Annotated in this window: 25 protein-coding genes and 1 pseudogene; 12 read left to right on the forward strand and 14 right to left on the reverse strand. The window is 71.9% G+C overall.

Going from position 1 to position 26,012, the window contains the following annotated elements; all coding sequences use genetic code 11:
* Positions 1-29: 29 nt before the first annotated feature.
* Entirely contained in the window at positions 30-614 is a 585-nt protein-coding gene (locus ACWCPY_RS00185; protein ID WP_451262058.1) for a Uma2 family endonuclease, read from the reverse strand.
* 100 nt (positions 615-714) lie between these two features.
* Between ACWCPY_RS00185 and thpR the strand changes: the two genes are divergently transcribed.
* The gene (thpR, locus tag ACWCPY_RS00190) at positions 715-1,290 is read left to right on the forward strand and encodes an RNA 2',3'-cyclic phosphodiesterase (protein WP_451262059.1); all 576 of its coding nucleotides are present in this window, start codon (positions 715-717) and stop codon (positions 1,288-1,290) included.
* 140 nt (positions 1,291-1,430) lie between these two features.
* Here thpR and ACWCPY_RS00195 read toward each other — a convergent pair whose 3' ends face one another.
* Complete coding sequence (locus ACWCPY_RS00195) at positions 1,431-2,420, reverse strand: aldo/keto reductase (RefSeq protein WP_451262060.1); 990 nt, start codon at positions 2,418-2,420, stop codon at positions 1,431-1,433.
* A 107-nt stretch (positions 2,421-2,527) separates the two neighbouring features.
* Positions 2,528-4,591: an N-acetylmuramoyl-L-alanine amidase gene (locus ACWCPY_RS00200; RefSeq protein WP_451262387.1), complete on the reverse strand. Its 2,064-nt coding sequence runs from the start codon at positions 4,589-4,591 to the stop codon at positions 2,528-2,530.
* A gap of 421 nt (positions 4,592-5,012) precedes the next feature.
* Here ACWCPY_RS00200 and ACWCPY_RS00205 point away from each other — a divergent pair, with 421 nt between their 5' ends.
* The 5 genes from ACWCPY_RS00205 (at position 5,013) to ACWCPY_RS00225 (ending at position 9,425) form a co-directional block, all read left to right on the forward strand.
* The gene (locus tag ACWCPY_RS00205; RefSeq protein ID WP_451262062.1) at positions 5,013-5,507 is read left to right on the forward strand and encodes a hypothetical protein; all 495 of its coding nucleotides are present in this window, start codon (positions 5,013-5,015) and stop codon (positions 5,505-5,507) included.
* Positions 5,508-5,619: 112 nt separating this feature from the next.
* Positions 5,620-7,638: a serine/threonine-protein kinase gene (locus ACWCPY_RS00210; RefSeq protein WP_451262063.1), complete on the forward strand. Its 2,019-nt coding sequence runs from the start codon at positions 5,620-5,622 to the stop codon at positions 7,636-7,638.
* A gap of 75 nt (positions 7,639-7,713) precedes the next feature.
* Positions 7,714-7,977 carry a hypothetical protein gene (locus ACWCPY_RS00215; protein ID WP_451262064.1) on the forward strand — a complete coding sequence of 88 codons (264 nt, stop codon included), beginning with the start codon at positions 7,714-7,716 and terminating at the stop codon, positions 7,975-7,977.
* Between the two features lie 93 nt (positions 7,978-8,070).
* Positions 8,071-8,655: a cysteine hydrolase family protein gene (locus ACWCPY_RS00220; protein ID WP_451262065.1), complete on the forward strand. Its 585-nt coding sequence runs from the start codon at positions 8,071-8,073 to the stop codon at positions 8,653-8,655.
* A gap of 119 nt (positions 8,656-8,774) precedes the next feature.
* Positions 8,775-9,425 carry a hypothetical protein gene (locus ACWCPY_RS00225; RefSeq protein ID WP_451262066.1) on the forward strand — a complete coding sequence of 217 codons (651 nt, stop codon included), beginning with the start codon at positions 8,775-8,777 and terminating at the stop codon, positions 9,423-9,425.
* A gap of 109 nt (positions 9,426-9,534) precedes the next feature.
* Here the strand turns inward: ACWCPY_RS00225 and ACWCPY_RS00230 are convergent, their stop codons facing one another.
* Positions 9,535-10,284 carry a class I SAM-dependent methyltransferase gene (locus ACWCPY_RS00230; protein WP_451262067.1) on the reverse strand — a complete coding sequence of 250 codons (750 nt, stop codon included), beginning with the start codon at positions 10,282-10,284 and terminating at the stop codon, positions 9,535-9,537.
* 378 nt (positions 10,285-10,662) lie between these two features.
* On the opposite strand from ACWCPY_RS00230, the gene ACWCPY_RS00235 reads away from it, so the two are divergent.
* Together ACWCPY_RS00235 and ACWCPY_RS00240 are read left to right on the forward strand one after the other, a co-directional pair.
* Entirely contained in the window at positions 10,663-11,253 is a 591-nt protein-coding gene (locus ACWCPY_RS00235; RefSeq protein ID WP_329820626.1) for a TetR/AcrR family transcriptional regulator, read from the forward strand.
* Positions 11,254-11,288: 35 nt separating this feature from the next.
* Positions 11,289-11,912, forward strand: coding sequence for a helix-turn-helix domain-containing protein (locus ACWCPY_RS00240; RefSeq protein ID WP_451262068.1), 624 nt, complete (start codon positions 11,289-11,291; stop codon positions 11,910-11,912).
* A 12-nt stretch (positions 11,913-11,924) separates the two neighbouring features.
* On the opposite strand, the gene ACWCPY_RS00245 is transcribed toward ACWCPY_RS00240, so the two are convergent.
* Together ACWCPY_RS00245 and ACWCPY_RS00250 are read right to left on the reverse strand one after the other, a co-directional pair.
* Positions 11,925-12,554, reverse strand: a complete 630-nt coding sequence (locus ACWCPY_RS00245) for a histidine phosphatase family protein (RefSeq protein ID WP_451262069.1) — start codon at positions 12,552-12,554, stop codon at positions 11,925-11,927.
* 21 nt (positions 12,555-12,575) lie between these two features.
* Complete coding sequence (locus tag ACWCPY_RS00250; RefSeq protein WP_451262070.1) at positions 12,576-13,262, reverse strand: GDSL-type esterase/lipase family protein; 687 nt, start codon at positions 13,260-13,262, stop codon at positions 12,576-12,578.
* 58 nt (positions 13,263-13,320) lie between these two features.
* On the opposite strand from ACWCPY_RS00250, the gene ACWCPY_RS00255 reads away from it, so the two are divergent.
* The 3 genes and pseudogenes from ACWCPY_RS00255 (at position 13,321) to ACWCPY_RS00265 (ending at position 15,301) form a co-directional block, all read left to right on the forward strand.
* A complete protein-coding gene (locus tag ACWCPY_RS00255) occupies positions 13,321-14,316 on the forward strand; it encodes a WD40 repeat domain-containing protein (RefSeq protein ID WP_451262071.1) in 996 nt (331 codons plus the stop codon).
* Positions 14,317-14,320: 4 nt separating this feature from the next.
* A pseudogene (locus tag ACWCPY_RS00260) lies at positions 14,321-14,830 on the forward strand (GNAT family N-acetyltransferase); the annotation flags it as partial.
* 66 nt (positions 14,831-14,896) lie between these two features.
* Positions 14,897-15,301: a DUF4259 domain-containing protein gene (locus ACWCPY_RS00265; protein WP_451262388.1), complete on the forward strand. Its 405-nt coding sequence runs from the start codon at positions 14,897-14,899 to the stop codon at positions 15,299-15,301.
* Here the strand turns inward: ACWCPY_RS00265 and ACWCPY_RS00270 are convergent, their stop codons facing one another.
* From ACWCPY_RS00270 to ACWCPY_RS00305, 8 genes are all read right to left on the reverse strand, one after another.
* Positions 15,302-15,913 carry a Uma2 family endonuclease gene (locus tag ACWCPY_RS00270; protein ID WP_451262072.1) on the reverse strand — a complete coding sequence of 204 codons (612 nt, stop codon included), beginning with the start codon at positions 15,911-15,913 and terminating at the stop codon, positions 15,302-15,304.
* A 147-nt stretch (positions 15,914-16,060) separates the two neighbouring features.
* A complete protein-coding gene (serC, locus tag ACWCPY_RS00275; protein ID WP_351261792.1) occupies positions 16,061-17,179 on the reverse strand; it encodes a phosphoserine transaminase in 1,119 nt (372 codons plus the stop codon).
* A 96-nt stretch (positions 17,180-17,275) separates the two neighbouring features.
* The gene (locus tag ACWCPY_RS00280; protein WP_451262073.1) at positions 17,276-18,484 is read right to left on the reverse strand and encodes a cytochrome P450 family protein; all 1,209 of its coding nucleotides are present in this window, start codon (positions 18,482-18,484) and stop codon (positions 17,276-17,278) included.
* Entirely contained in the window at positions 18,481-19,761 is a 1,281-nt protein-coding gene (locus tag ACWCPY_RS00285) for a cytochrome P450 (protein ID WP_451262074.1), read from the reverse strand. Before ACWCPY_RS00285 ends, ACWCPY_RS00280 begins: the two co-directional genes overlap by 4 nt.
* The gene (locus ACWCPY_RS00290) at positions 19,758-20,411 is read right to left on the reverse strand and encodes a GTP-binding protein (RefSeq protein WP_266415878.1); all 654 of its coding nucleotides are present in this window, start codon (positions 20,409-20,411) and stop codon (positions 19,758-19,760) included. Before ACWCPY_RS00290 ends, ACWCPY_RS00285 begins: the two co-directional genes overlap by 4 nt.
* Entirely contained in the window at positions 20,392-20,757 is a 366-nt protein-coding gene (locus tag ACWCPY_RS00295) for a DUF742 domain-containing protein (protein WP_451262075.1), read from the reverse strand. The genes ACWCPY_RS00290 and ACWCPY_RS00295 overlap by 20 nt, the downstream gene beginning before the upstream one ends.
* Positions 20,754-21,197 (reverse strand): roadblock/LC7 domain-containing protein, encoded by a 444-nt coding sequence (locus ACWCPY_RS00300; RefSeq protein WP_093540384.1) that lies wholly within the window; start codon positions 21,195-21,197, stop codon positions 20,754-20,756. Before ACWCPY_RS00300 ends, ACWCPY_RS00295 begins: the two co-directional genes overlap by 4 nt.
* On the reverse strand, positions 21,194-22,747 hold the full coding sequence (locus ACWCPY_RS00305) for a sensor histidine kinase (protein ID WP_451262076.1): 1,554 nt from the start codon (positions 22,745-22,747) through the stop codon (positions 21,194-21,196). The genes ACWCPY_RS00300 and ACWCPY_RS00305 overlap by 4 nt, the downstream gene beginning before the upstream one ends.
* A 305-nt stretch (positions 22,748-23,052) precedes the next feature.
* Between ACWCPY_RS00305 and ACWCPY_RS00310 the strand changes: the two genes are divergently transcribed.
* Positions 23,053-25,932, forward strand: a complete 2,880-nt coding sequence (locus tag ACWCPY_RS00310) for an FAD-binding and (Fe-S)-binding domain-containing protein (RefSeq protein WP_451262077.1) — start codon at positions 23,053-23,055, stop codon at positions 25,930-25,932.
* Positions 25,933-26,012: the final 80 nt, after the last annotated feature.

The following is a 26,012-nucleotide window of genomic DNA, read 5'->3' on the forward strand; positions in this document are numbered from 1 at the left end:
CGGCCGGGGCCGCCGTGCGTCGGGGAGCGTCAGTCGCGGGGGAAGTCGCCGGTTTCCAGAGCGAGGCCCACCACGGTCGGGGTGAGATCGACCGGGGTGCCGAAGTCGAGGCTCAGCACGCTGCGGTACTCGTCCTCCTTCGGAAGCGTGTGGAGGTGCCAGGTACCGGTGTACGGGTCGACGGTGAGGTACACGGGCACACCGGCGGTGGCGTAGGTGGCCTTTTTCGATCCGTAGTCATTGGCAGCGGTGCTCTTCGAGACCACCTCCGCCACGAACTCGATGTCCTGGTAGCGGCATCGGCCGTTCGCGTCCTCGGCGGCCCCTTCGGTCAGTGCCACGACATCGGAGGCGAAACCGTTGAGCAGCCCGGGGAAGTCGATGCGTACATCGGACAGCAAGCGCTCCCGCGGGTACCTTGCGCGCAACTGCTCGATGATGTCGAGAATGATCCGCCAGTGTGTGCGCCGCTGCGGCGACATGTAGATGATCCCCTCGACGATCTCGACCTTGAATCCCTCGGGGGTGGGCTCAAGCCACTCGAACATCATGTCCAGAGTGCGCTCGTCGCTGCTGTCGGCCATCTCGATCCTGTCGGTGTCTACGACGGTCATCGTGGCGCTCCTCCCCGCTGCCGCGCGGGCGCGGGCAGCCGCGTAGTACAACGATACGTACGGAGGCCGGGACACGCCGGTACGGTGCGACACTCGGCCCATGAGCCGTCTCAGACTCTTCGTCGCCGTGCTGCCGCCCGCCTTTGCCGTCGAGGAACTGCGCCGTGCCGTCGCCCCGCTGCACGCGCTGCCCGAGGCCGAGGGGCTCCGCTGGACCGGGGTACCCGGCTGGCACTTCACGCTGGCCTTCCTCGGGCCCGTGGACGAGGGACTGCTGCCCGAGCTGGAGGAGCGCCTCGCCCGGGCCGCCCGCCGCACCGGCCCCTTCCCGCTGCGCATCCACGGCGCCGGCCGGTTCGGCGGGCGGGCGCTCTGGGCGGGGGCCGCGGGCGCGCTCGACACGCTGCGGCTGCTCGCCGAGCGCGCCGACGCCGCTGCCCGCCGCACCGGCATCCCGATGGACGAGCACCGCCGCTACAGCCCGCACCTCACCCTCGCCCGCAGCCGCCGCGCCGACATCGACCTGCGGCCCTGCGTCGAGGCGCTCGGGGGCTTCGAGGGCACCGGCTGGGAGGTCGGCGAGATGGCCCTCGTGCGCAGCGATCTGCCGGTCGCGGGGGTGCCGGGCGAGCAGCCCAGGTACGAGGTGGTCGCATCCTGGTCGCTGGGTCACTGAGACCGGCGGTTAGGCTCGAAGGGTGGATCCGAAGACCAGAAACCGCATCATGGCGGCCGTGCTCGTGCTGATGTTCGTCGTCGTCGCCGTGGCGGCCGCCGTCGGGGCGTGACACGGCCGGGCCCGTCAGGCGGCCGTCCTCACCAGGCGAACGCCTCCGGCGAAGGCCCCGGACCGGGGAAGATCTCGTCCAGCGACGCCAGCAGCTCCGCCGGGAGATCGAGCTCCAGCGCCCGCAGCGCCGAGTCCAGCTGCTCCCGGTCGCGCGGCCCGACGATCGGCGCCGTCACCCCCGGCCGGGTGAGCAGCCAGGCCAGGCCGACCTCGCCCGGCTCGAGACCGTGCTTGTCGAGCAGATCCTCGTACGCCTGGATCCTCGCGCGCTGCGCCGCGTCCTTCAACGCGTCCGCGCTGCGGCCGGAGGCCGAGCGCCCGGCCGTGCCCTCGCGCTCCTTCTTCAGCACACCGCCCAGCAGCCCGCCGTGCAGCGGGGACCACGGGATGACGCCGAGGCCGTACTCCTGCGCCGCCGGGATGACCTCCATCTCGGCGCGGCGCTCGATCAGGTTGTAGATGCACTGCTCGCTGACCAGTCCCAACGAGCCCCGCCGGGCGGCCAGTTCATTGGCCCGGGCGATCTGGTAGCCGGCGAAGTTCGACGAGCCGGCGTACAGGATCTTGCCCTGCTGCACCAGGACGTCGATCGCCTGCCAGATCTCCTCGAAGGGAGTGTTCCGGTCGACGTGGTGGAACTGGTAGAGGTCGATGCGGTCCGTCCGGAGCCGCTTGAGAGAGGCGTCGACGGAACGCCGGATGTTCACGGCGGAGAGCTTGTCGTGGTTGGGCCAGGCCTCGCCGCCCATGTCCCCGTACATCTTGGTGGCCAGGACCACCCTGTCGCGGCGTTCGCCGCCCTTGGCGAACCAGGTGCCGATGATCTCCTCGGTGCGGCCCCTGTGCTCGGCCCCGCCGTACACATTCGCGGTGTCGAAGAAATTCAGACCCGTGTCCAGCGCCGCGTCCATGATGGCGTGGCTGTCCACCTCATTGGTCTGCGGGCCGAAGTTCATGGTGCCGAGGACGAGGCGGCCGACCTTGAGTCCGGTACGTCCGAGCTGCGTGTACTCCATGGACAGCAAGCCAACGCCTTCGAGCCCGCTCGAAGCAAGGGGACCGGCGTGCGACTGCCCCCGGCGGGGCGTCGGAGCGCCGGGGGCAGTGCGTCGTGCCGTGCGGGCTACTTCAGATACACGATGCCGTCGGTGGTGACCGTCGGCCGGCCCGAGGTGGCGACGACGACGATCCTGACGGTGTGCTTGGCACTGGACGACCAGCTCTTCGTCCACAGCGCGTCGCGGTACTTGGTGGTGCCGGATTTCAGATCCACCGTGGACACCTTCACCCCGTCCACGTAGACGTACACCTGCCCGGACGTGCTCGCCCGTGAGGTCACCAGGGCGACCGAGCGGCCGGTGAACGTCCAGCTCAGCGAGGCACCCTTCGACGTGCTGGAGTACGACTTGCCGCCGAGGTAGCTCGACGAGGACCGCGTCGTCCACGAACCGGACTTCGTCGCCGAGCTCTCCTGCACGATGACCGGCGTACCGGCGACCGAGGCGGTGGCGGTGTTGCCCGCCTGGTCGTACGCCTTCATGGACCAGGTGGTCGCCGCGCCGGACCTGGCGGTGTGCGAGGCGTCGGCGGTCGTCGGGCCGTACGTCCTGGCCACCGGCGCGGTGAGCCGGACCTCCTTGAGCGAAGCGGCGTCGGTGGCCTTCCACTTCAGGGTGAGCGGGACGGCCGTGGTGTTGACCGTGCCGGTGCGCAGCGCCAGGTTCGGCTTGGTGGGGAACGTGGGCGCGGTCTGCTCGGCGACCACGGTGGCCGCCGCCGAGGTGGTGACCTTGCCCGACTGGTGCGTGGCGCGGACCTGGATCCGGTGGGAGCCGATGGCGAGGGTGGCCGGCGCGGAGGTCGCGGTGCCCGCGGTGGTGGCCACGGACTTGCCGTCGACCAGCAGCTCGTACGTGGAGACGAACGCGCTCGGGGTGCTCGCCGACCAGCCCACGGTGACCGCGGACCTGGTGTAGTACGTCGTGCCCGAGAGCCCGGCGCCGGTCACCGACTTGACGGCCAGCCCGGTGACGGGGCCCGCGGCGAGATCGCGGATCGACTTCAGCTGCCCGTACAGCTTGGTGCCGGGGCACTGGGTGTTGAAGCCGTCGCGGTGCCCGGAGATCCGGCTGAAGGAGTACTTCGTACCGGCGGTGAACGTCCTGCCGAAGTAGTTGTTCCCGTCGGCGCCCGCGGTGAGCACGGTGGTGCCCGCCGGGTCGCCCTTGTACTGGCCGAGCTTCCACGCGGCGATCCGGGCCACCGCCGTGGTCACCGCGCCGGGCGCGGCCGCGTCCGTGTACGTGCCGATGACCGCGATACCGGCCGAATCCCGGTTGAAGCCGTAGGTGTGCGCACCGAACACCGGCCGGTCCACACCGCCCTTACGGCCCTCGAAGATCGTCCCGCACTTGTCGACCAGGAAGTTGTAGCCGATGTCCTTCCACTTCTCGCTCTTGACGTGGTACGCGTACAGGCTTCGCACCACCGCCGCGGAGTCGGCGCAGGAGTAGGTGTTGCTCCCCGCGGTGTGGTGGACGAAGACGGCCTTGACGCCGTCCAGGTACTCCGGCGCCTCCGGGCTGATCGACTCGTCGGCGCCCCAGCCGGCCCGCGGGACGATCGGCGGCTTCGGCACGGTCGAGGCCGGCGCGGGCGGCAGGGTCCCGGCCGGGGAGGAGCTCGGCGACGACGGGGGGCTCGGGCTCGCCGGGGGAGTGGGTTCCCGGGTGGCCGTTTCGGACGGGGCCGGTTCGGCCGACGTGGGCTCGGCGGGCGGTTGCGTGCCGTCGCCCGGCGCGGCCGGGTCGGACGCGACCGGGTCCGTCGGTTCGGCGGTGGGCGTGGCCGTCGGGTCCTCGGCGGGCAGGTCGGCCGCGAAGGCGGCCGGTTCCGCGGCGAGCGAGCCGCCCCGGCCCGGGTCCACGGTGTCCAGTCGCAGCCCCGCGGGCAGCTTCGCGGACACCGTGCCGCCCGCGTTGATCCGCACCTCCACACCGTTGGAGGGCCCCACCCAGCGGGGCTCGGTGCTTCCCCGTACGCCGGACCGGCCGGTCTCCGTGCGCCCGTCCAGGTCGGTTTCGAGTTCCACCCAGGACGTCCAGTTCCCGCTGGTGGCGGACCTGGTGCGGACCTCCACGGCTCCGGCGACCCTTGCCGCCGGGTCGGTCCAGGTGACGCCCAGCATGCTGAACGGTGCGGTGTCCCGCCTGCCGAGGGCGGCGGACGTGCCGTCGTCACCGACCTTCAGCGAGGTGGCGCGTACATCGGCCTTCGCCGGGCCGGGCTTGGCGTCGGCGTCCACCGAGGAGTTGCCCGTCACCCCCTCGAAGACCAGGACGCCGGCGACCGCCGAGGTCGCCACTGCGGCCGTGATCCGGATTCTTCGCTTCGAGAAGGACTGGTTCGGGATTCTGCGCTTCGATCTCAAGTCGTACCCCAGGGATCGTCTTCGACATTCGGATCATGACCCGCTGCGACAAGCGACGGCACAGGTCACAGGTGACCAGTGGGGGGTACGAGTGCCGGCGCGCACACAGCGGAACCACAGCTTCCCATGCCTCTGCTACGCCCCGGCATCGCCCCCGCCGGGGCGTAGCCTGGCTGCCGTGACCTCCGTACCGCGCGTTCTGGCCGTGCTCGACGAGCTGCTCCGCGACGCGGATCCCGGCGGGCGCGGGGCGCTGTGGCAACTGGCTGAGCAAGGCCGCGAGTTGGATGCCAACCTGGTACGCCTGCCGCCCGGCGGCGAGGTCGGCGAGCACCAGGAGGACGTGCTGGACGTCCTGCTGGTCGTCGTCGCGGGCAACGGCCGGATCACGGCGGCGGGTGAATCGCTGGAGTTGACGCCCGGCACCGTCGCCTGGCTGCCCCGGACCTCCCGCCGCGCCCTCGCCGCCGGTCCGGACGGCCTCGCCTGGCTGACCGTCCACCGCCGCCGCCCCGGCCTGACCATCGGGTCCGCGGCCGCCCCCGCCCTGTCGTACGGGGGCGGCGAGTCCCCCTGCATGCTGGACCGGGTCTGCCCGGGATGCGGCCGGCTCTCGCCGGACCCGGAGCCCGTGTTCTGCAGCCGGTGCGGGGAGCGGTTCGCCGAGGGGTGAGCACGGACGGCCGGGAACGGCCGTGAGGTGACCGGATCACAAGTGCTGTGCGCCGCTGCGCATATGACCGAACGTCTAGTCTGTTGCCACCATGTAGTCCACAGGGGGTCGCATGCACAGCGAGGGTACGGCCGGTCGCGATTCGGACCACGGGCAGGGCGAGGATTCCCCGCGTGGCGCCGACGCCGGCCGGGCGGGCGACTTCCTCCGGAGCGATTCGAGTGAACACGCCCGGTCATGGCCCCCGGCGGAGCCGGATTCGGACCGGGCGGCGGCCCCCGCTCCGCACCATGTGATCGACGGACGTTACGAGCTGCTGCACAGCCTCGGGCGCGGTGGCATGGGCGAGGTCTGGGAGGCGCTGGACACCCGCCTGGACCGCCATGTCGCGGTGAAGGGGCTGCTGGGCCGGGACGTCGTCGGGGCGGCCACGCAGGAGCAGATGATGCAGCGGGCCCGGCGGGAGGCCGCGGCCATCGCCAAGATCAAGCACCCGAACGTGGTGGCGGTGCACGACCGGGTCGAGTCCGGCAACCAGGTCTGGATCGTGATGGACCTGCTCGACGCGCGTTCGCTGGCGGAGCTGATGCGCGCGGAGCAGCGGCTGCCGGTGCGCCGGACGGCCGCGATCGGCCTTCAGGTGCTGAGCGGGCTGCGGGCGGTGCACGAGGCGCGGGTGGTCCACCGCGACGTGAAGCCGGCCAACATCCTCTTCGCCAAGGAGGACTTCGCGATCCTGGCGGACTTCGGGATCGCGACGTTCGACGGCGCCGCCCCGCTCACCAGGGCGGGTGAACTCATCGGCACCTTCAAGTACCTGGCGCCCGAACTGCTCGCCCAGACCTCGCGGGAGAGCGCCGCGACACCCGCCTCCGACCTGTGGTCGCTGGGCGTCACGCTGTACGAGATGGTCGAGGGCAGGCACCCCTTCGACCGGCCGAACGAGTACGAGGTGCTGGTCGCCGCCTGCCAGTCCGACCCGCTGCCGATGGAGCACGGCGGCGGCCTGGCCGATGTCGTGGGCCGGCTCATGCACAAGGACCCGCGCCGGCGCCTGAGCGCCCACAGCGCGGAGGAGATGCTGCGGAAGATCCTCCGCGATACCGCCGCGAAGCCGGACCCCGCATCGGAGCCCGAGCCCCCGCCCGTACCCCCGCAGGCACCACCCCTGCCCCCGCCGCCCCCGCCCCAGCGGCCGAAGAAGGGCGTCCCGGGATGGCAGAAGCTCTCGGCGGCCGTGGTGTGCGGGGCCCTGCTGGCCGGTCTCGGATGGTTCGCCGCGGACCGGATGCGGGGCGACGGCGAGGCGGAGGCCGACGCCCGGCCGGGGCGGGGTTCCCAGCCGGAGCCGTACATCAGGACGCACCCGATCCTGAAGGTGGGCGTCAAGGCCGATCAGCCCGGACTGAGCGAGCGGACCAAGGCCGGTACGTACCGCGGGTACGAGATCGACGTGGCCTACGCCATCGCCCGCGACATGGGCTACGGCCGTGACCAGGTCGCCTTCGAGCCCGTGAGCAGCGAGAACCGGAGCACGATACTGCAGAAGGGCGATGTGGATCTGGTCATCGCCACCTACAGCATCACGCCGGAGCGCAAGCACGCGAAGGCGCCCGACTACAGCGTCGCGTTCGCCGGCCCGTACTACGTGGCCAGCCGGAGCTTCATGGTCCGCAGGAAGGCGAGGACGGTGTCGATCGACGACTCCAGGATGCTGCGGAACGAGCAGTTCGAGGTGTGTACCGCGCGGAGTTCGACGTACGAGTCGTGGCTGCCCAAGGCGGGCTACAACATGACGGAGTCGCTGCCGAACGGCTACGACCGGTGCGTGCGCGATCTGCTGGACCCGGCGTCGTCGGTCTACGCGGTGAGCACGGACGACGTCATCCTCGCCGGGTTCGTCAAGAACAACCCCGCCGAGCTGAAGCGGCTGGACAGCGGTCCGGGCGCGGAGGGCTACGGCGTCGCGATGAAGCCGGACGAGAAGGGGCTCAAGGGGGAGGTGTGTTCGGCGCTGAAGAAGATCATGACCGACGGGGTCTGGGAGAAGCTGTACGCCGAACACATCGCCCCGCTGCTCAACAGGCCGAACCCGCCGAACAAGCCGAAGCCGGCGGAATGCCCGTCCTGACGCCCTGAGCCACGGGCCGGTTCAGCGGTCGGCCGCCCACGCCGCGTCGGCCGGGGGCCGGCCGGTGGCGAGGATGTGGCGGACGATCCGGAGGGCCTCGTCGTCGCGTACGGCCTGCTGGTCGCACGGTCACCGGACAGCGTCCGGGAGCTGGCCACGACCTGGGAGGGCGTAGGTCCACGGCTCGACGGGTTGCGCGAGGCCTTCACGGTGCACTCCGCCGTTCCCGACGGCCGGGGCGGTGACTTCGACGGGTCCGCCCTCCTGCTGACGGAGTGGGGGCGCATCCTCACCGAAGCCGCCCGGCGGGGCTGGGGTGTCGTGGGGCTGAGCGAGTAGGGGGAACTCGTGAAGCAGGGGTGCCGCCCGCACTCCCTCCGGCCGCCTCAAAACATGTGGAGGCGCACCGGTGCCGGCGGACATGATGACGACATGAGCAATCGCGTACTTCCCGTGCAGGCACTGATCGTTGTGGACGTCCAGGCGGACGCGGTCCGCGGTGACCGGGCGGTTCCCGAGGCGGCCCGGCTCGTGGACCGGACGGCGGAGCTGATCGCGCGGGCGCGCGAGGGCGGGGCGCTCGTCGTCCACGTACAGAACGACGGGCGGCCCGGTGCGGGGGACGAGCCGGGGACGCCCGGGTGGGAACTCCACCACACCGTGGAGACCTCGCCCACGGAGGCCGTGATCCGCAAGCTCAGGGACGACGGGTTCCACGGGACCGCGCTGGGTGACCTGATGAGGGACTCGGGGGTGCGGGCGCTCGCCATCTGCGGGGTGATGTCCGAGATGTGCGTACAGGCGACGGCCCGTACGGCGCTGGAGCTGGGGTACCGGGTCGTCATGCCGCACGACGCGCACGCGACGCACGACATCCCGGCCGCGCCCGGGATCAGCGGGCCCGTCCCGGCCGCCACGGTCTCACGGGTCGCCGAATGGGCCCTCGGCAGCGATCTGGAGGTCGTGGCGCACGCCGCGGACGTGGAGTTCGCCGCACCGGCCCCGTACGGAGGCTGAATCCGCCGGAGCGGGAACCGCGGCGCCCGGTCCCGTCGTCATCACGCGCGCGCCACCATGCGCGGGCCACGCCGAGTGCTGTGCGGGCCGCGCCCCATACCCGAACTCCAAGGAGCAGCATGAGAGTCAACGGCAGCACGCGACCCCGTAGCGGCAGCCGAAGCAGCACCGTTTCCTCCTCGCGACGCAGCTCTCGTACGGCTCTCCTGAACGGCTCGAAGGCGGTGCTGGCCGTCGCGCTCGTCCTCGGCGCGGCCACCGCCTGCGGCACGGACAGCGGCGGGGTCCACGCGACCAAGGACTGGAAGGTCGGCGACTGCGCAGGGCCCGACAGCAGCGAGAAGGACGCCTACCAGCCCCTGGACTGCGGCGACTCCGGGGCGACGATCAAGGCGCTGGAGATCAAGGACGGCGCGATCTTCTCCGACTCCATCCAGTGCCCGGCCGGTACGGACGCGATCATCTCGGTGAAGGTCTCCTTCGGCTCCGGCGGCGACGCCAAGTCCGGCATCCCCAGCAAGACCATCTGCGGCCGCAACCTGAAGGGCGACCACCCCGGTGACGCCGGTGCGGGCGGCGGTCAGCTGGTGAAGGGCGACTGCGTGGACGACCAGGCCAAGGAAGTCGCCTGCGGCAGCGGCGGCAGCGGTGTGAGCAAGGTGCTCGATCTGACGAAGACGGCCGAGCAGTGCCCGGCCGGGAGCAAGCCCCTGGAGCTGTTCCCGAGCCCGGGGCGGCCCTACGACGCGATCTGCACCGGCAAGGCCTGACGCGTACGGAACGACTCCGCGGCCGGTGAAGCACCCGCTTCACCGGCCGCGGTGCGTCCGCGGGACGAGACGCTTCGGACCGACGCGGGGAACGTGAACCGTATGCCGGTCAGGCGGGCTCTGCGGCGGGCCGGCGGAACAGGGCCGTCCAGAGGAAGGGCTCGCCGAAGAGCGGGGAGCCGGGCGGTTCGTCGTGCATCCGGCGGAGCTCGATCTCCGTCAGCTCCGAGAAGATCCGGCGCAAGGACTTTGGTGTGTAGGCGAGTCCGCCCTGGAGTCCGCCCCCGTCGTAGAAGGCCTCGTCGGGGAGTTCGGAGCCCATGCCGCCCTCGCCGGACGCGAAGCAGGCGAGGGAGAAGCAGCCGCCGGGGGCGAGGACCCGGTCGAGCAGGGCGAGGTAGCTGACGCGGCGGTGCGGCGGCAGGTGGTGGAAGCAGCCGGAGTCGTGCACGAGGTCGTACGGGCCGGTCAGCTCCGTCTCCGTGAGGGCGAAGACGTCACCGTGGTGGAACCGGACATCGGCCCCGGCCTCGCGGGCGCGGTCCTTCGCCCAGGCGAGGGCCGACGGGGAGAGGTCCACCGCGTCGACCTCGAAGCCCAGGGACGCCAGATGGACGGCGTTGCGGCCCGGCCCGCAGCCCAGCTCCAGGACGCGGCCGGGGGCGATCAGCCCGCGGTCGACGTACGAGACGAGGTTCTCGTCCGGCTTCGCCACGAAGAACGGCACGGGCCGCTCCCGGTCCGCGTAGAAGCCGTCCCACCAGGATCCGGCGTCGGCCGTCCACCGGTCGGCGTCCCGTGCGAACAGGCCGTCCATGAGGCGCAGTACGTCATCCGTCGTGCGTATGTTCCGGTCCATGCGGACCCCCTTTCCACCAGGGAAAATCGTAGATTCGCAAGGTCTCCGCGCCCAGTTGGGCGGAGCCCGGCGAAACCGCCCCGGGGCGGCCTGCCGGGCGGCGGGGACCGGGCCGACCACCCTGGCCGTACGGGCCCGGTCCGGGGGCGGGGGCGCCTGCGCCGAGGCGTGAAGAGGCAGGTCTCGCGCCCCCCGGGGGTTGTTTCTTGGAGAGTTCCGGAGGCGGGGGAGCGCGGGAAGTGATGGAGTCCTCAGTGCGTGGCGGACCCACCACCGACCGTGCGGAGCGGGAAGAGTGGGGACAGCGGTACGGACGACGAAGGAGGACCGATGACGGGTGTCGTGGCGAGCCGGCGGAACGGGACGGTCGGGCAGTCCATGGAGCTCCTGGGAGCGCGGGACCGACTCCTGCGGGCAGGGCGTGAGTTGTTCGGGGCGTACGGGTACGCGCACACGGGCATCGAGGAGTTGTGCGCCCGCGCGAAGGTGCCCGTCCATGTCTTCCATCAGGAGTTCCTCTCCCGCGAAGTGCTGTTGATGGCGCTGTACGACGAGGTGGCGACCTACGGACTGCGCGCGGCCGAGAACGCCCTGATGGCGGAGGGCATGGAGGACTGCTCGACGGAGGAACGGGTCCGGCTGCTCTTCGAGGCCTATGTGAAGGCGGTCACCGAGGACCGGTGCGCGGCCAGGGTGGCCTTCGTCGAGGTGCTCGGGGTGAGCCGGGAGGTGGACAAGCACCTCGCGACCTGGCGGGCGATGTGGATCGAGTTCCTGACGTCCGAGGCCGAGCGTGCCGTGCGCCGGGGCGAGGCGGTGGCCAGGGACCACACGGTGACCGTCACGGTGCTCAACCACTCGGTGGACGAACTCATGGCCCACCACGGCCGCCGGCCCCGCCAGGTCGACGCCGAGTGGCTGACCGACGAGCTGACCCGGCTCTCGCTGGCCATGATCCTGTCGTCCTGACGCACCCGGTTGCCGGGTCGGCAAATAATGGGCCCATGAAAGACGGCGCGGAGCACACGGAACGACCCGACGACGAGATCACGACCGTTCTGACGGGCGTCGGCCCGCGCCTGCGGGCCCTGCGCCAGGAACGCGGCACGACCCTGGCGGAGCTCAGCGAGACGACCGGGATCTCCCTGAGCACCCTGTCGCGCCTGGAGTCCGGCGGCCGCAAGCCCACCCTCGAACTGCTGCTGCCGCTGGCGAAGGCGTACGGGGTCCAGCTGGACGAGCTGGTCGGCGCCCCGGCCACCGGCGACCCGCGCATCCACTTCCGCCCCTTCACCCGCGACGGCATGACGTTCGTACCACTCACCCGGCACCTCGGCGGGCTGCACGCGTACAAGCAGATCCTGCCCGGCGGACGCGGGTCCACGGGACCGCTGGAACAGCGGGTGCACGAAGGGTACGAGTGGCTGTACGTGCTGGCGGGGCGGTTGCGGCTGCTGCTGGGCGAGCACGATCTGGTGCTCACGGCCGGTGAGGTCGCCGAGTTCGACACGCGGACGCCGCACGCGTGGGCCAGTGCCGGACCCGAGCCGGTCGAATTCCTCAGCCTGTTCGGACAGCAGGGCGAGCGGATGCACGTGCGGGCCCGGCCCTCTTCGGACGGCCGGTAGGAAGTCCCGCTCTCAGACCCGCAGTTCCGGCGGGAAACCCGTCCAGCACAGCTCGTCGGGCAGATGCCGCATGTCGTTGGAGACCAGGACCGACGCCGGGCGGCCCGGGGCGTAGCGGATCACCGTCAGCGAGGCATTGCCGTGGTTGAGGCCGAGCCAGCGCCACTTCGGCGCGTCCATGGCGTCCCGTATCAGCCAGGACACCAGGAAGCTGTGCGTGACGACGAGTTCATGGACGTCCTCGTCGCCGTCCGGCGGACCGGTGAACTCCGCCAGGGCGCGACGCGCCAACTCCGGCCCCCGCACCCGTTCTTCGGCCGTGCACGGCTCCAGGAACCGCAGGAAGCGGTCGGCACTGCCGGCGGGCAGCTCCGCCCGGTCGGGAAAGTGCGGAACGTAGTCGTCGGCGGTCTCCGTGACCCGGACGGGGACGTCGTCGAGCTGTTCGGCGATCAGCTGTGCCGTCCGGGCGGCCCGGGGCAGCGGGCCGTGACGCACCACCGAGACCGGGTGCTCGCGCAGCCGCCGGCCGAGCAGCTGCGCCTGGCGGCACCCGGCCTCCGTCAGCGTGCTGTCGTCGTCCTCCCCCGCCGCCTCACCGTGCCGGACGAGATAGAGGTGCCGGGTGGCCGTTCCTGTCATGCCGGTTCCTTCCGTGTCCGCTCATGGACGGGGCGTGTACGGGCCGCCCAGCCCCCACGCCTGATGCATCGCGTCGGCGAACGCGCCCGCCAGCGCGTGCTCGCCGGTGGGGCCGGGATGCGTTCCGTCGTACGTGTCCTCGTGGATGTCGTATCCCGGAGGGCGGGAGGCCAGCAGGACCGGGGACATCGGGTCGTCCAGGTCGGCGACGGCCTTCGCCAGGAGTTCGTTGAAACGGTCGCACTCGGCGGCGAACGGGGCGTCCGACTCGGCCCGGATGTTCGGTATCACGGGCATGAGGACCATCTTGACGTGCGGGTTCGCGGTGCGCGCCGCCGTGATGAACGCCCGTGCGTTCAGGGCGGTCCGGTCGCTGTCCGTGTAGAACCCGAGGTCTATCAGGCCGAGCGAGACGAGCAGGACGTCCGTGCGGTGCCCGGCCACCGTGCCGGCGATCACCGGGGCCATGTGCAGCCAGCCCTCGCCCCAGCCGGCCAGGTGGGTGCGGGCCCCGGCGGGGAAGTCCGGCGCGCCGTACGCGTGGCTGACCGGGGCGCCCGCCACCGTGTCGTACAGCGAGCTGCGCGGCCCGACGATCGCGAACGGCGTACCGAGGGTGGAGGTGAGGTGCTGCCACATCCGGTAGCGCCAGGTGAAGTCGCCGGCGCAGCCGATGGTCATGGAATCGCCGACAAACGTGAACCGCATGGCGTCATCATCGCGGATCACTCCTGCCGCCTGCGACGTGACGATGGACACTTGTGCCATGCGTTCGTACCTGACTGTGTCCGGAGCCGCCGCGCTGCTCCTCCTGTCCACCGGTGCGGCTCCGGCCGTGGCCGACGACGGAGCCGACCGGAGCTTCACGATCGAGGACCCCCGGATCACCGAGTCCAGCGGCCTCGCCGCGAGCCGCGCCCACCCCGGCATCTACTGGACGCACAACGACAGCGACGACGGGCCGTACGTCTACGCCGTCGACTCCCGGACCGGGAAGACCGTCGCGACCATCACCATGAAGGGGGTGGGCGAGCCCCGCGACGTGGAGGCCATCTCCCTCGGACCCGACGGCGATCTGTACGTCGGTGACATCGGCGACAACCTGAACGGCAGCTGGGACCACGTCTGGATCTACCGCTTCCCGGAGCCGAAGGAGCTGAAGGACGCGACGGTCCGGGCCACCCAGTTCGACGTGAAGTACGCGGACGGCCCGCGCAACGCCGAGGCGCTGATGGTCCACCCGAAGACCGGGCGCGTCTACATCGCGTCGAAGAACGAGGACGGCGGCGGGCTGTACGAGGGCCCCGCGAAGCTGACCACCGGGGCCACCAACGTCTTCCGGCGGGTGGGCGAGGTGCCGTGGGTGACGGACGGGGCGTTCTCCCCGGACGGCAAGGAGCTGGTGCTGCGCTCGTACTTCAGCGCCCGGGGCTACGTCTTCGAGAACGGCAGGCTCGGCGCCGACCACGCGGTCCGGGCCCCGCTCCAGCGGCAGGCGGAGTCCGTGACGTACACGGCGGACGGCTCGGCGCTGATGTTCGGCTCGGAGGGGGAGCGGAGCGACGTGGAACGGGTGGACGTGGAAGGCCGCGACGGGGGCGGCTCCACGTCGCCGTCCCGGGGCGGCGACGCGTCGGCCTCGTCCGCCGGGGCGGGGGGCGAGGGCACCGGGGACGTGAAGGGGACGACCCTGACCGGGGTGCTCGTGCTCGCCGGCATCGGCTTCCTGGTCTTCATGGGGCGACGCCGTAAGGGAAACTGAGGGAATGAACCTTGATCCCGGGCCGTTCGGCACCGCGCGGCTGGACGCGCTGCCGCTGCGGGTCGCGTACGCGGACGAGATGGCGGCGGTGCTCGGCGACCCGGCCCTGCACACCTACACCGGGGGTGCCCCGGAGACCGCAGACGGGCTGCGGGCCCGCTACCGACGCCAGACCGCCGGCTCTCCGGACCCCGGGGTGCGGTGGTGGAACTGGGTGCTGCGGGTGCGCGACGAGGGGCGGCTGGCCGGATACGTCCAGGCGACGGTGGACGTGCCGGGTGCGGAGGCGGAGATCGCCTGGGTGGTCGGGACACGGTGGCAGGGGCGCGGGTACGCGAAGGAGGCCGCTGCGGGGCTGGTGGCGCACCTGCTGGGGGTGGGGGCGGGACCGGGGGCGGTGCGTACCGTCCTCGCCCACATCCATCCGGACCACGACGCCTCCGCAGCCGTGGCCGGTGCGGCGGGACTGGTGCCGACGGAGAAGTGGTGCGACGGCGAACGGCGCTGGCAGCGCACCGCCGTTGTCAGTGGTCGGTGCGAGAGTGGCCCACGTCAGCACAGCACTTGGGAAGGGCACCTCATGGGCACCTGGGACACCGGCCATTTCGACAACGACAGCGCCGCGGACTTCTCCGGGAAGATCGACGACGCACCGGAGGCGGGGCGGGAAGCGGTGATCCGTGACGCGTTGACCGTCGCGATCGAGGCGGACTACCTGGACAGCGACGAGGGCGCTCCCGCCGTCGCGGCGGCGGCACTGGTCGCCTCCCAGTGTCCGGGCGGTGAGCCGGTGACCACCGCGTACGGCCCCGACCATGCCGTGCCCGTCCTCGCGACGGACCTGCGCCCCCTCGCGGTGAAGGCGCTCGACGCGGTGCTGGGCGAGAATTCGGAGCTGCGCGAGCTGTGGGACGACGCGGGGGACAAGGAGTGGGCCCCGGGTATAGCCCGGCTGCGGGAGGTGCTGGTGGCGGCGGCCGGGTGATCAGGCGCGGGGACGGCCGGCCTGAATCAGCTCGGCGACATCAAGGGGCACCGGAGCGCCGATCGAATCGGGCAGAGTGACCGTCTGCCCGGGGGCGTACACCTCGTGATTGTCGTAACCCCCGCCCACGGGCTCGGTCAGGACGTGCAACCGGCCGTGCTTGCGGTCGACGATCACATACACCGGGATCTTGGCCTCGGCGTAGGTGACCACCTTGTTGCGCAGGTCGCTCCGGTAGTTGCTGGAGGTGACCTCCAGGACGAGGCGGAAGACGGCGGGGTCGTAGCAGTTGTTCTCGACCAGATGCTTGTCGAGATCGGCGTCGACGATCGACAGGTCGGGGATGGCGAAGTCCGCAGGGCCGCTGGGGAGCCACACGCCGATTCCCTGGAAGACCTCCGTCTCGCCGTCGTCGAGACCGGCTGCGACGAACGGGCGCGTGATTTTGTTCAACACCCGGGCGTGCGGAGCGTCCGGGGATGGGGCCACGGTGATGACGCCTCCGATGATCTCGACACGGCAACCCGGGTTCTGCTCCGCGAGCCTGTTGGCCGTTGTGAGCAGCGATTCCGGCTCACCGTCACAGGGGTGCTCGACTGCTGCTGCAGACATTGCGGGCCTCCTGAAGGGGTGATGTCGAGGTCATCATCGTAGGCCGATCCGGTCGTCAAAGTCCGGAAGCCGTTCCGCCACCCGACCGAGTGAACGACGAAGGGCCCCGCGCAGACGGCGCGGAGCCCTTCCTCGTACGGGTAGGCGTTACAGCTTCTCGATCACGTAGTCGATGCAGGCGGTCAGCGCCTGGACGTCCGACGGGTCGATCGCCGGGAACATCGCCACGCGCAGCTGGTTGCGGCCCAGCTTGCGGTACGGCTCGGTGTCGACGATGCCGTTGGCGCGCAGGGCCTTGGCGACGGCGGCGGCGTCGATCTCGTCCGCGAAGTCGATCGTGCCGATGACCTGCGAGCGCTTCGCCGGGTCGGTGACGAACGGGGTCGCGTACTTCGACTCCTCGGCCCAGCCGTACAGGTTCTGCGCCGAGGCGGCCGTGCGGCCGGTGGTGAAGTCCAGGCCGCCCTGGGTGTTCATCCAGGTCAGCTGCTCGTTCAGGAGGAACAGCGTGGCCAGGGCCGGGGTGTTGTACGTCTGGTTCTTCAGGGAGTTGTCGATCGCCGTGGGCAGCGAGAAGAACTCCGGGATGTGCCGGCCGGAGGCGTGGACGCGCGCGGCGCGCTCCAGGGCCGCCGGGGAGAAGACACCGATCCACAGGCCGCCGTCGGAGGCGAAGGACTTCTGCGGGGCGAAGTAGTAGACGTCCGACTCGGTGATGTCGACCGGCAGGCCGCCCGCGCCGGAGGTGGCGTCCACCAGGACCAGGGAGCCCTCGTCGGCGCCCGCGACGCGCTTCACCGGAGCGGCGACACCGGTCGAGGTCTCGTTGTGCGTGAAGGCGTACACGTCGACGCCCGCCTCGGCCCGCGGGTCCGGGTGGGTGCCCGGGTCGGAGGCGATCACGGTCGGGTCGGCCAGCCACGGGGCGAGCTTGGCGGCCTTCGCGAACTTCGACGAGAACTCGCCGAAGTTGAGGTGCTGGGACTTCGTCTCGATGAGTCCGTGCGTCGCGATGTCCCAGAAGGCGGTGGAGCCGCCGTTGCCCAGGATCACCTCGTAGCCCTCGGGGAGGGAGAAGAGGTCGCGCACGCCCTGACGCACCGCGCCGACCAGGTTCTTGACCGGGGCCTGGCGGTGGGACGTACCGAGAAGAGACGTGCCGGTGGCGGCGAGCGCGTCGAGCGCCTCCGTCCGCACCTTGGAAGGACCGGCGCCGAAGCGTCCGTCGGCGGGCTTGATGTCAGCGGGAATCTGGATATCGGCCACGAACCGGAGCGTAGTGCCTCCCGGACACGGCCGAGCACCGTGTCCGTCGGATGAGACACCCGCGCCGGTCCGTGGACGGCGTACGGGGAGTGCCGGTCAGCCCAGATCCACCGGCAGCTCGTGCAGGTCGTTCTGGGTGACGATCGGCTTGTTCCGCAGCTCGGACGCGGGCACGGCGAGCTCCAGCTCCGGGAACCGCTCGTACAGCGCCGGCAGCGCCACGCCCGCCTCCAGCCGGGAGAGCGCCGCACCCGGACAGACGTGCGGGCCGTGGCCGAACGCGATGTGGCGGTTGGGGGAGCGGGTGATGTCGAAGTCACCGGCCGTCGGACCGTGCTGCGCCTCGTCGCGGCCGAGCGCGCCGAAGGAGACGATCAGCGCCTCGCCCTTGGGCAGGACCTTGTCGCCGACCTCGATGTCCTCGGTGGCGAACCGGATCAGGACGTGCGACGTGGGGGTGTTCCAGCGCAGGGTCTCCTCGATCACGTTCTCCCACGGCACCTGACCGCCGAGCACCTGCTCGCGCTGCTCGGGGTGGGTCTGGAGTGCGACGACCGCGTTCACGATCAGGCTGATCGTGGTCTCGTGACCGGCCGCGATGATCAGCTGGAGGGTGTTGACGATCTCCTCGTCGGTGAGCTGGTCACCGTTCTCGGAGGCCGCGATCAGGGCGCTGGTGAGGTCGTCGCCCGGGTTCTCCCGCTTGCCGTCGACGATCTTCGTGAAGAGCTCGCCGAGGTCCGCCATCATCTGCGGGACCTCCTGGGGCGGCGTCTGCGTCGAGAAGAACTTCTCGAACAGCTCCTTCAGCCGCGGGTGATCGGCGCTGTCCACGCCCATCAGCTCGCTGATCACGTTCATCGGCAGCGGGTAGGCGAACTCCGCCTTCAGGTCGACCCGCTCGCCCTTCGGCAGCGCGGCCAGCCGGTCCAGGCTCGCCGTGGTCAGCGCCTCGATGCCGGCCCGCAGCCGCTCCACCCGCTTCACCGTCAGCGCCTGCGCGACCAGGGTGCGCAGCCGGCGGTGGTCGGCGCCGTCGACCGTGAGCATGGAGCGGCCCGGGTTGGCGAGGCCGATCAGCGGCCAGTCCATCGGTATCTCGCCGCGCTGCCAGGCGTTCCAGACGTCGATGTCCTTCACGATCCGGCTGTCGGTGAGCAGTTGCCGCGCCTCGGCGTGGTGGGTGACCGCGTAGCAGTGCACCCCGCCCGGCAGTTCCACCTCGGCGAGCGGGCCCGCGGCACGCAGCCGGGCGCTCTCGCCGTCGAGGTCGGTGACGAAGGGGTCGAGCGCGATCCGGGTCATCTCTGGCCTCCGGTGGCGGTTTCCGCGGTGGGTCCCAGCGCGAGGGTGGGCGTGAAGGTCAACGGCAGGCCGGTCAGGCCCCGCAGCCACGGGGACGGGCGCCGGGTGAGCTGTTCGGCGGGGACGGCGAGGTCGATGTCCGGGAGCCGGTCGAGCAGTACCTCGATGCCGGTACGGGCGATGACCTCGGCGGTCTCCTGGGCCGGGAACGGGCAGCGGTGCTCGCCGTGCCCGAAGGAGAGGAAGGCGTTGTTGCCGCCGGTCAGGGTGGAGCCGTCGGTGCGGACCTGAGGGTCGTAGTTGGCGGCGGCGATGCCCAGCAGCAGCAGGTCGCCCGCCTGGATGTGGCGGCCGCCCAGCCGGGTGTCGCGCGAGGCCCAGCGTCCCGCGACGTTCTGCGTCGGGGTGTCCTCCCACAGGACCTCGTTCATGGCCTCGGCGACGCTGTGCCGGCCGCCCGAGAGGGAGGCGGCGAACCGGTCGTCGGTGAGCATCAGCCGCAGCGAGTTGCCGATCCAGTCGGCGGTCGGCTGGTGGCCCGCGGCCATCATGACCATCAGGTCCTGGGCGACCTCCTCGTCGGTGAAGTTGCCGCGGTCGGCGATCATCCGCGAGGCGACGTCGTCGCCGGGCTCGGCGTGCTTGTCGGCCAGCAGCTGGAACATGGACGAGGCGAGGTGCTGCTGGCCGGCCAGCGCCCGCTCCCGGCCGTCGATCATGTCGTTGAGCGAGCCGACGAGCGCGTGGCCGACGGTGTCGCTGAAGCCGTAGATCTTCGCCAGGACGAGGGCGGGCAGCAGCATCGCGTACTCGGCGATGATCTCGGTGCCGCCGGTGGCGCAGAACCGGTCGATGAGACCGTCGGCGAACTCCTCCGCGTACCGCTTCAGCGAGAACGGGTCGACGGCCTCCAGCGCGTTGCTGATCATCGCGGCGCGCTCGGTGTGCCGGGGGCCGACCGTGTACAGGATCGACGGCTGCTTGCGGCCGATCATCGGCAGCAGCGGCCAGTCGTCGGGGATGCGGTCCCACTGGTTCCACAGGTCGGAGTCGCGGCTGAACAGCACCGGGTCACCGGTGACCTGGTGCAGTTCGCGGTAGCCGAGCACGAGCCAGGCGGGGATGTCGCCGTCGAGCACGACCGGCGCCACGGCCCCGTGGTCGCGGCGCATCTCCCGGTAGAGCCGGGTCGGCTCGGTCTGGAACCGGGGGCCGGAGAGCGGCTCGCGGCCCTGGGAGACGGGGCATCCTGCGGGTGGCGCCGGGGGCTGGGTCACGGGGTGGGCTCCGGGGTCTTCTCCGGCGCGATCTCCGGACGGGCGGCGGCGGACCGGGCGGCAGCCCCGCCCTGCGAGAGGGTGTGGAGGTACTCGACCAGCGTGATCAGTACGTACTTGCTGGACGAACGGTCACGGGCGTCGCACTCCACCAGGGGCACGTCGTCCGAGAGGGCGAGCGCCTCGCGTATCTGCTGTTCGGTGTGGAGCGGGCCGCCGAAGTCGTTGCAGGCCACGATGAACGGCGTGCCGTGGTGCTCCAGCCGGTCGATCGCGTACCAGGAGTCGGCGAGCCTGCGGGTGTCGACGAGCACGACGGCGCCGAGCGTGCCGGAGAACAGCCGGTCCCACAGGAACCAGAAGCGTTCCTGGCCGGGGGCACCGAAGAGGTACAGCACGGAGCGCTCGTCGAGCGAGATCCGGCCGAAGTCGAACGCGACGGTCGTGGAGGTCTTCGACTGCACGCCGTCGAGGTGGTCGACGGCCTCGCCCGCGCGGGTCATGGTCTCTTCCGTGTTCAGCGGACGGATCTCGCTGACGGAGCGGACCATGGTCGTCTTGCCGACGCCGAAGCCGCCGACGACGACGATCTTCAGTCCGTTGTCGGCCGTCGCCCGCAGGGCGGCACGGTCAGAGGTTGCGGAGTCCAACGAGCACCTGTTCCAGGATCTCGGGGTCGGGGAGCCGGTCCGCGACACGGGCAGTACGGGGGTGGCGGGCGCTGATCCGTCCGGTGTCCAGCAGGTCGGACAGCATGATCCGGACGATGCTGACGGGCAGCCCGAGCGCCGCCGAGATCTCCACGACCGCGGTGGGCAGTTGGCACATCCGCAGGATCGTGGCGTGCTCCGACTGCATGCCGGGAGTCGGCTCGCACTCGGAGACCACCAGCGTCACCAGGTCGAACGCGTCCGAGTCGGACCGGCTGCGGCCCCCGGTGAGGGTGTACAGCCGGTCCGGATCGTCGTCCCGGCCGGGACGGCGGGGGCGGGTCATACGGCCGCGTTCGCGTCGGCGGCGCCGACGTCGGAGGCCGAGGAGGAGCGCGGCGGGGCGCTGAGGTGCTCGCCGAGCTGCTCGACGAGCTCGCTCATGTTGTGGCCGATGAGGCCGACGTCGGAGTCCTCGGAGGCGACGACCGCGAGATGGGCGCCCGCGCCGGCCTCGACGATGAACAGCACACCGCCGTAGAACTCGGCCATCGCGGACCGTACGCCGCCGGTGCCGTCGCCGAACTCGACGGAGGCGCCGTGGGACAGGCTCTGGATGCCGGCCGAGATCGCGGCCAGCTGGTCGGCCTGGTCGACGGAGAGCTCAGGGGTGCGGCACAGCTTGAGGCCGTCCCTGGACAGGACGAGGGCGTGACGGGTGCCGGGGGTGCGCTCCAGGAGCCCCTCCAGCAGCCAGTTGAGCTTCTCGTCGGTGGTGGCGGTCATCGGGTGTTGCCTTCTTCCGGGTGCGGGGTATTGGGCCGGACAGCCTGGCGGAAGCTGCTGAAGCGGGCTGCCTGTTCCTTGGGGTCGGAGGTGCGGGGCCGGGGGGCCGTGTCGCCGTCGCCGTGGGTGTTGGCGCGGGCCTCGGCGGCGGCGAGGGTACGGCCGCGGGGACGCTTGGGCAGCCCGCTCTCGCCGAACCGGGGGAGGCTGCCGGTGGTCTCGGACGCGGGGGAGTCCACGGCGGGGGCAGCGGGTTCGGCGGGCTCGGCGGGGGCCGGCGCGTGCTGCGGGTGCCGGGCGTCGGACGCCGCGGGAGCCGCCGTTCCGGCCGCCGCCGCCGTTGCCGTCCCCGTCTCCGCCGGGGCGGTGCCGTGCGCGGGCTCCGGCTCGGGGACCGGCCGGGACACCGTCTCCGGGGCCGCTACGGGGGTCCGGGTGAGGAGCTCCTGCGGGAGCATCATCAGGGCGCCCGTGCCGCCGCGCGCGGACGGCCGGAACGAGACGGTCAGACCGTGCTTGCGGGCCAGCCGGCCGACGACGGCCAGGCCGAGCCGGGTGCCGGAGAGCCCCGTCAGGTCCTGGTCGGTCGCCGACACCGCGCGCTCGGCGCGGCGCAGCTGCACATCGCTCATGACCAGGCCGCTGTCCTCGACGGTCAGGACGATGCCGGCCGGCACCTCCTCGACGTACACATGGACCTCCGCCGTGGGCGGCGAGAAGTTGGCGGCGTTGTCGAGGAGTTCGGCGAGCGCGTGCATGACGCCCTCGGCGGCGTGGCCGGCGACCGCGACATCGCTGGTCGAGTGGAGCCGCACCCGCTGGTAGCCGCTGATCCTGCCCATCGCGCCGCGCAGGATCGACTCCATCACGATCGGCTTCGCCCAGCGCCGCCCGGAGCGGGCGCCGGTCAGCACGGCGATGGAGTCGGCGAGCCGGCCCGCCTGGGCGGTGCGGTGGTCGAGGTGGAGGAGATCGCCGAGCACGTCCTCGGCGGAGTGCCGGTGCTCCATCTCGCGCAGGTCGGCGAGCATGCTGGTGGCCAGGGCCTGCATCCGGCCCGCGGCGTTGGCGCAGGCGGCGACCGCGGCGGAGCGCTCGGTCTCGCTGCGGGTCGCGCGGGCGGTGAGCCGCGCGATGTCCGCGGTGAGCCGTTCGGTCTCGGCGGCGGCATGCGCGGTGAGACGGGCCGTCTCGGCCTCGGACACGGACCTGAGGCGTGCCGTCTCGGCCGCCGCCGCGGACTTGATCCGGGCGGTCTCGGCGGTGAACCGCTGGCCCTCGGCCGCCGAGGCGGACACGAGGCGGCTGATCTCACCGGTGAACCGCTGGGTCTCCGAGGCGAGCCGGGCGCGCAGACGGCCGGCGTTGGCGCGGGCCTGGACGGCGACGGCCATGGCGGCGGACAGCACCACGGCGGCGGCACCCGCCCCCCACGCGAGCTCGGTCCGTACCGAATCGGGGGCGGCGGAGACCGCCCACAGGCACAGGGATCCGGTGACGGCCAGCGATATCAGCAGGGCCACTGCGGTCGGCCGGGATGAGGGGCTCAATGGGAGTCCTTGGGGCGGACGGGTGCGGACGGACGGAACGGACAGGTGGGACAGGTTGGGCGGATCGAACGGTACAGATCGGGACAGACTGGAACCGCCAGACTGAATGCGGCAACTGGAGCTGACAATTCCAAGGCAAGTCTCGGTCACTATATGAGAATTGACGCTCTCTTTGGGAAGATCTTGTGGCCTTCTCTGTTACGTATGTGACTACGCGTCCGACGTATTCCGACGTATTGACGTATTCAGGGGAAACGGGCGGCGCGGGACGGCCCAGTGGCCCGATCAGCGGCATCCTGGGCGTCATGGCCGCACATCAGAATCCGACGGAACGCGCCGAACTCGCACAGGCCCTGCGCACCGCGGTCCGCGGGGAGGCCGACTTCGGCACCACCGCACGGGCGTTGACGACGATGGACGCCTCCAACTACCGCCGCGTACCGCTCGGCGTCGTCTTCCCGCGCGACGCCGACGACGTGGCCGCCGCCCTCGCGGTCTGCCGCGCGCACGGCGTCCCCGTGGTGCCGCGCGGCGGCGGCACCTCCATCGCGGGACAGGCCACCGGCACCGGCGTCGTGCTCGATCCCACCCGCCATCTGCGCGGGATCGTCGAGCTGGACCCCGGCTCCCGTACCGCCGTCGTCCAGCCGGGCGTGGTCCTGGACGAGCTGCGCGCCGCCGCCGCACCGCACGGCCTCACCTTCGGCCCCGACCCCTCCACGCACAGCCGCTGCACGCTGGGCGGCATGATCGGCAACAACTCCTGCGGCGCGCACTCGGTCGCCTGGGGCACCACCGCCGACAACACGCACGCCCTGACCGTGACCCGCTACGGCGGCGACACCCTGCGCCTGGACCGGGGAGGAACACCCGAGGCACTGACCGGCCTCCCCGAACTCATCCGCACCCACCTCGCCCTGCTCCGCACCGGATTCCCCGAACTTCCGCGCCGCATCTCCGGGTACGCGCTGGACGCCCTCCTGCCCGAGCGCGGGACCGACCTCGCCCGTGCCTTCTGCGGCAGCGAGGGCACGCTCGGCGTGGTGACGGAGGCGACCGTACGACTGGTCGAGGCACCGGCCGCCCGCGCCCTCGCGGTACTCGGCTACGCCGACGAGGCCACGGCCGCCGAAGCCGCCCCCGGCCTGCTCCCGCACCACCCGCTCACCGTCGAGGGCATGGCCGCCGATCTCGTACGGGAGCCGGCCGGGCTGCCGCGCGGCGGTGCCTGGCTCTTCGTCGAGACGGGCGGCGCCACCCCGGCCGAGGCGCGGGCGCACGCCGAGCGCGTGCTGCGGGCGGCCGACGCGCTGGACGGCACGGTCGTCACCGACCCGGCCGGGCAGCGGGCCCTGTGGCGCATCCGCGAGGACGCGGCGGGCACCGCGACGCGGATGCCGGACGGCACGGAGGCCTGGCCCGGCTGGGAGGACTGCGCCGTACCGCCCGCCCGTCTCGGCCCCTACCTCCGCGACTTCCGCGCCCTGCTCGCCGGACACGGGCTGCGCGGCACTCCGTACGGGCACTTCGGCGACGGCTGCATCCACGTCCGGATCGACTTCGACCTGCTGAGCACGCAGGGCGTGGCCCGCTTCCGCCGCTTCTCCGAGGACCTCGCCGGCCTGGTCGTCGCGCACGGCGGATCACTGAGCGGCGAACACGGCGACGGCCAGGCCCGCGCCGAACTGCTCCCGCGCATGTACGGGGACGAACTGGTCGCCCTCTTCTCCCGCTTCAAGGACATCTGGGACCCGGACGGCGGCATGAACCCCGGCATCCTCGCCCGCCCCGCCCGGCTCGACGAGAACCTCCGCTTCGAAGTGCTGCCGAAACGCCCGGTGGACGTCGCGTTCGGCTATCCGCACGACGGCGGCGACTTCTCGGCGGCGGTGCGCCGCTGCGTGGGCGTCGCCAAATGCCGTACGGCACAGCCGGCCGGCGCGGGCGTGATGTGCCCGTCGTTCCGGGCGACCGGCGAGGAGGCCCACTCCACCCGCGGCCGGGCCCGGCTGCTGCACGAGATGCTCGCGGGCGACGCGGGCGGGGTGATCACGGACGGCTGGCGCTCGACGGAGGTACGGGACGCGCTCGACCTCTGCCTGTCCTGCAAGGGCTGCCGGAGCGACTGCCCGGTGGGCGTCGACATGGCCACGTACAAGGCCGAGTTCCTGCACCACCACTACCGGCGACGGCTGCGCCCGGCCGCCCACTACACGATGGGCCGGCTGCCGGTGTGGCTGCGCCTGGCGTCCCCGTTCGCGCCCGCCCTCAACGCCCTGGCCCGGGTGCGCCTCCTCGCCGCCCTCGCCAAGCGGCTGGCGGGCATCGCGCCGGAGCGCGGGATTCCGCTCCTGGCGCGGGAGACGTTCACCCGGTGGCTGAACCGGCGCTGGGGCAAGGGAACGTTCATCTTCTCGAACGACGAGGTGGCCATGGTCTGGCCCGACACCTTCACCGAGCACCTCTCGCCCGAGGTGGGCGGGGCGGCGGTACGGGTCCTGGAGGCGGCGGGCCGCCGCGCGATCCCCGCCGGGCGCGGGCTGTGCTGCGGCCTGACCTATGTGTCGACGGGCCAGCTCGACAAGGCCCGCAAGGTCATGCGCCGCACCCTGGACCGGCTCGGCGGCACGCTCGGCACCCCGCTGGTCGTCCTCGAACCGAGCTGCGCCGCGACCCTCCGCACGGATCTGCCCGAACTCCTCCCCGACGACCCGAGGGCCGCCGAACTCGCCGCTTCCGTACGGACGTTCGCCCAGTACCTGGAGGAGTACGCCCCCGACTGGCGACCACCCCGCCTGAACCGCCCGGTCACCGGCCAGACCCACTGCCACCAGCACGCGGTCCTGGGCGACGCGGCGGAACGCCGGCTGCGCGAACGGGCCGGGCTGAGCGGTGAGTTGAGCGGCGGCTGCTGCGGCCTGGCCGGAAACTTCGGCTTCGAACGCGGCCACTGGGACGTGTCGGCGGCCTGCGCGGAGGAGAGCCTGCTGCCCTCGGTAAGGGCGTCGGAACCGGGCACGGCCATCCTGGCGGACGGCTTCTCCTGCCGGACCCAGCTGGAACAACTGGGCGGCGTACGGGCCCGCCACCTTGCGGAGGTACTGGCGGAGGGCCTGGAGGGTGAGCCCCCGCCCGCCGGGCCTCCCGGTCCGTCCGGATCGAGCGGCGCGGGGCGGGGCCGTTGACCTGCCACTGTTCGACCGGGTGCGTACGCAGGCTCCTCGGCGCCCGGGCGGGCCGCGACGAGCGCCCACGGCTTGCCGCT

The organism is Streptomyces sp. NPDC002403 (assembly GCF_053593015.1).

Excerpts from the sequence above, each read along its gene's own strand:
- ACWCPY_RS00185 (WP_451262058.1), bottom strand. The coding sequence starts at position 614 with ATGACCGTCGTAGACACCGACAGGATCGAGATGGCCGACAGCAGCGAC.
- thpR (WP_451262059.1), top strand. The coding sequence starts at position 715 with ATGAGCCGTCTCAGACTCTTCGTCGCCGTGCTGCCGCCCGCCTTTGCC.
- ACWCPY_RS00195 (WP_451262060.1), bottom strand. The coding sequence starts at position 2,420 with ATGGAGTACACGCAGCTCGGACGTACCGGACTCAAGGTCGGCCGCCTC.
- ACWCPY_RS00200 (WP_451262387.1), bottom strand. The coding sequence starts at position 4,591 with ATGCTGGGCGTCACCTGGACCGACCCGGCGGCAAGGGTCGCCGGAGCC.
- ACWCPY_RS00210 (WP_451262063.1), top strand. The coding sequence starts at position 5,620 with ATGCACAGCGAGGGTACGGCCGGTCGCGATTCGGACCACGGGCAGGGC.
- ACWCPY_RS00220 (WP_451262065.1), top strand. The coding sequence starts at position 8,071 with ATGAGCAATCGCGTACTTCCCGTGCAGGCACTGATCGTTGTGGACGTC.
- ACWCPY_RS00225 (WP_451262066.1), top strand. The coding sequence starts at position 8,775 with ATGAGAGTCAACGGCAGCACGCGACCCCGTAGCGGCAGCCGAAGCAGC.
- ACWCPY_RS00230 (WP_451262067.1), bottom strand. The coding sequence starts at position 10,284 with ATGGACCGGAACATACGCACGACGGATGACGTACTGCGCCTCATGGAC.
- ACWCPY_RS00235 (WP_329820626.1), top strand. The coding sequence starts at position 10,663 with ATGGAGCTCCTGGGAGCGCGGGACCGACTCCTGCGGGCAGGGCGTGAG.
- ACWCPY_RS00240 (WP_451262068.1), top strand. The coding sequence starts at position 11,289 with ATGAAAGACGGCGCGGAGCACACGGAACGACCCGACGACGAGATCACG.
- ACWCPY_RS00245 (WP_451262069.1), bottom strand. The coding sequence starts at position 12,554 with ATGACAGGAACGGCCACCCGGCACCTCTATCTCGTCCGGCACGGTGAG.
- ACWCPY_RS00250 (WP_451262070.1), bottom strand. The coding sequence starts at position 13,262 with ATGCGGTTCACGTTTGTCGGCGATTCCATGACCATCGGCTGCGCCGGC.
- ACWCPY_RS00255 (WP_451262071.1), top strand. The coding sequence starts at position 13,321 with ATGCGTTCGTACCTGACTGTGTCCGGAGCCGCCGCGCTGCTCCTCCTG.
- ACWCPY_RS00265 (WP_451262388.1), top strand. The coding sequence starts at position 14,897 with ATGGGCACCTGGGACACCGGCCATTTCGACAACGACAGCGCCGCGGAC.
- ACWCPY_RS00270 (WP_451262072.1), bottom strand. The coding sequence starts at position 15,913 with ATGTCTGCAGCAGCAGTCGAGCACCCCTGTGACGGTGAGCCGGAATCG.
- ACWCPY_RS00280 (WP_451262073.1), bottom strand. The coding sequence starts at position 18,484 with ATGACCCGGATCGCGCTCGACCCCTTCGTCACCGACCTCGACGGCGAG.
- ACWCPY_RS00295 (WP_451262075.1), bottom strand. The coding sequence starts at position 20,757 with ATGACCCGCCCCCGCCGTCCCGGCCGGGACGACGATCCGGACCGGCTG.
- ACWCPY_RS00300 (WP_093540384.1), bottom strand. The coding sequence starts at position 21,197 with ATGACCGCCACCACCGACGAGAAGCTCAACTGGCTGCTGGAGGGGCTC.
- ACWCPY_RS00310 (WP_451262077.1), top strand. The coding sequence starts at position 23,053 with ATGGCCGCACATCAGAATCCGACGGAACGCGCCGAACTCGCACAGGCC.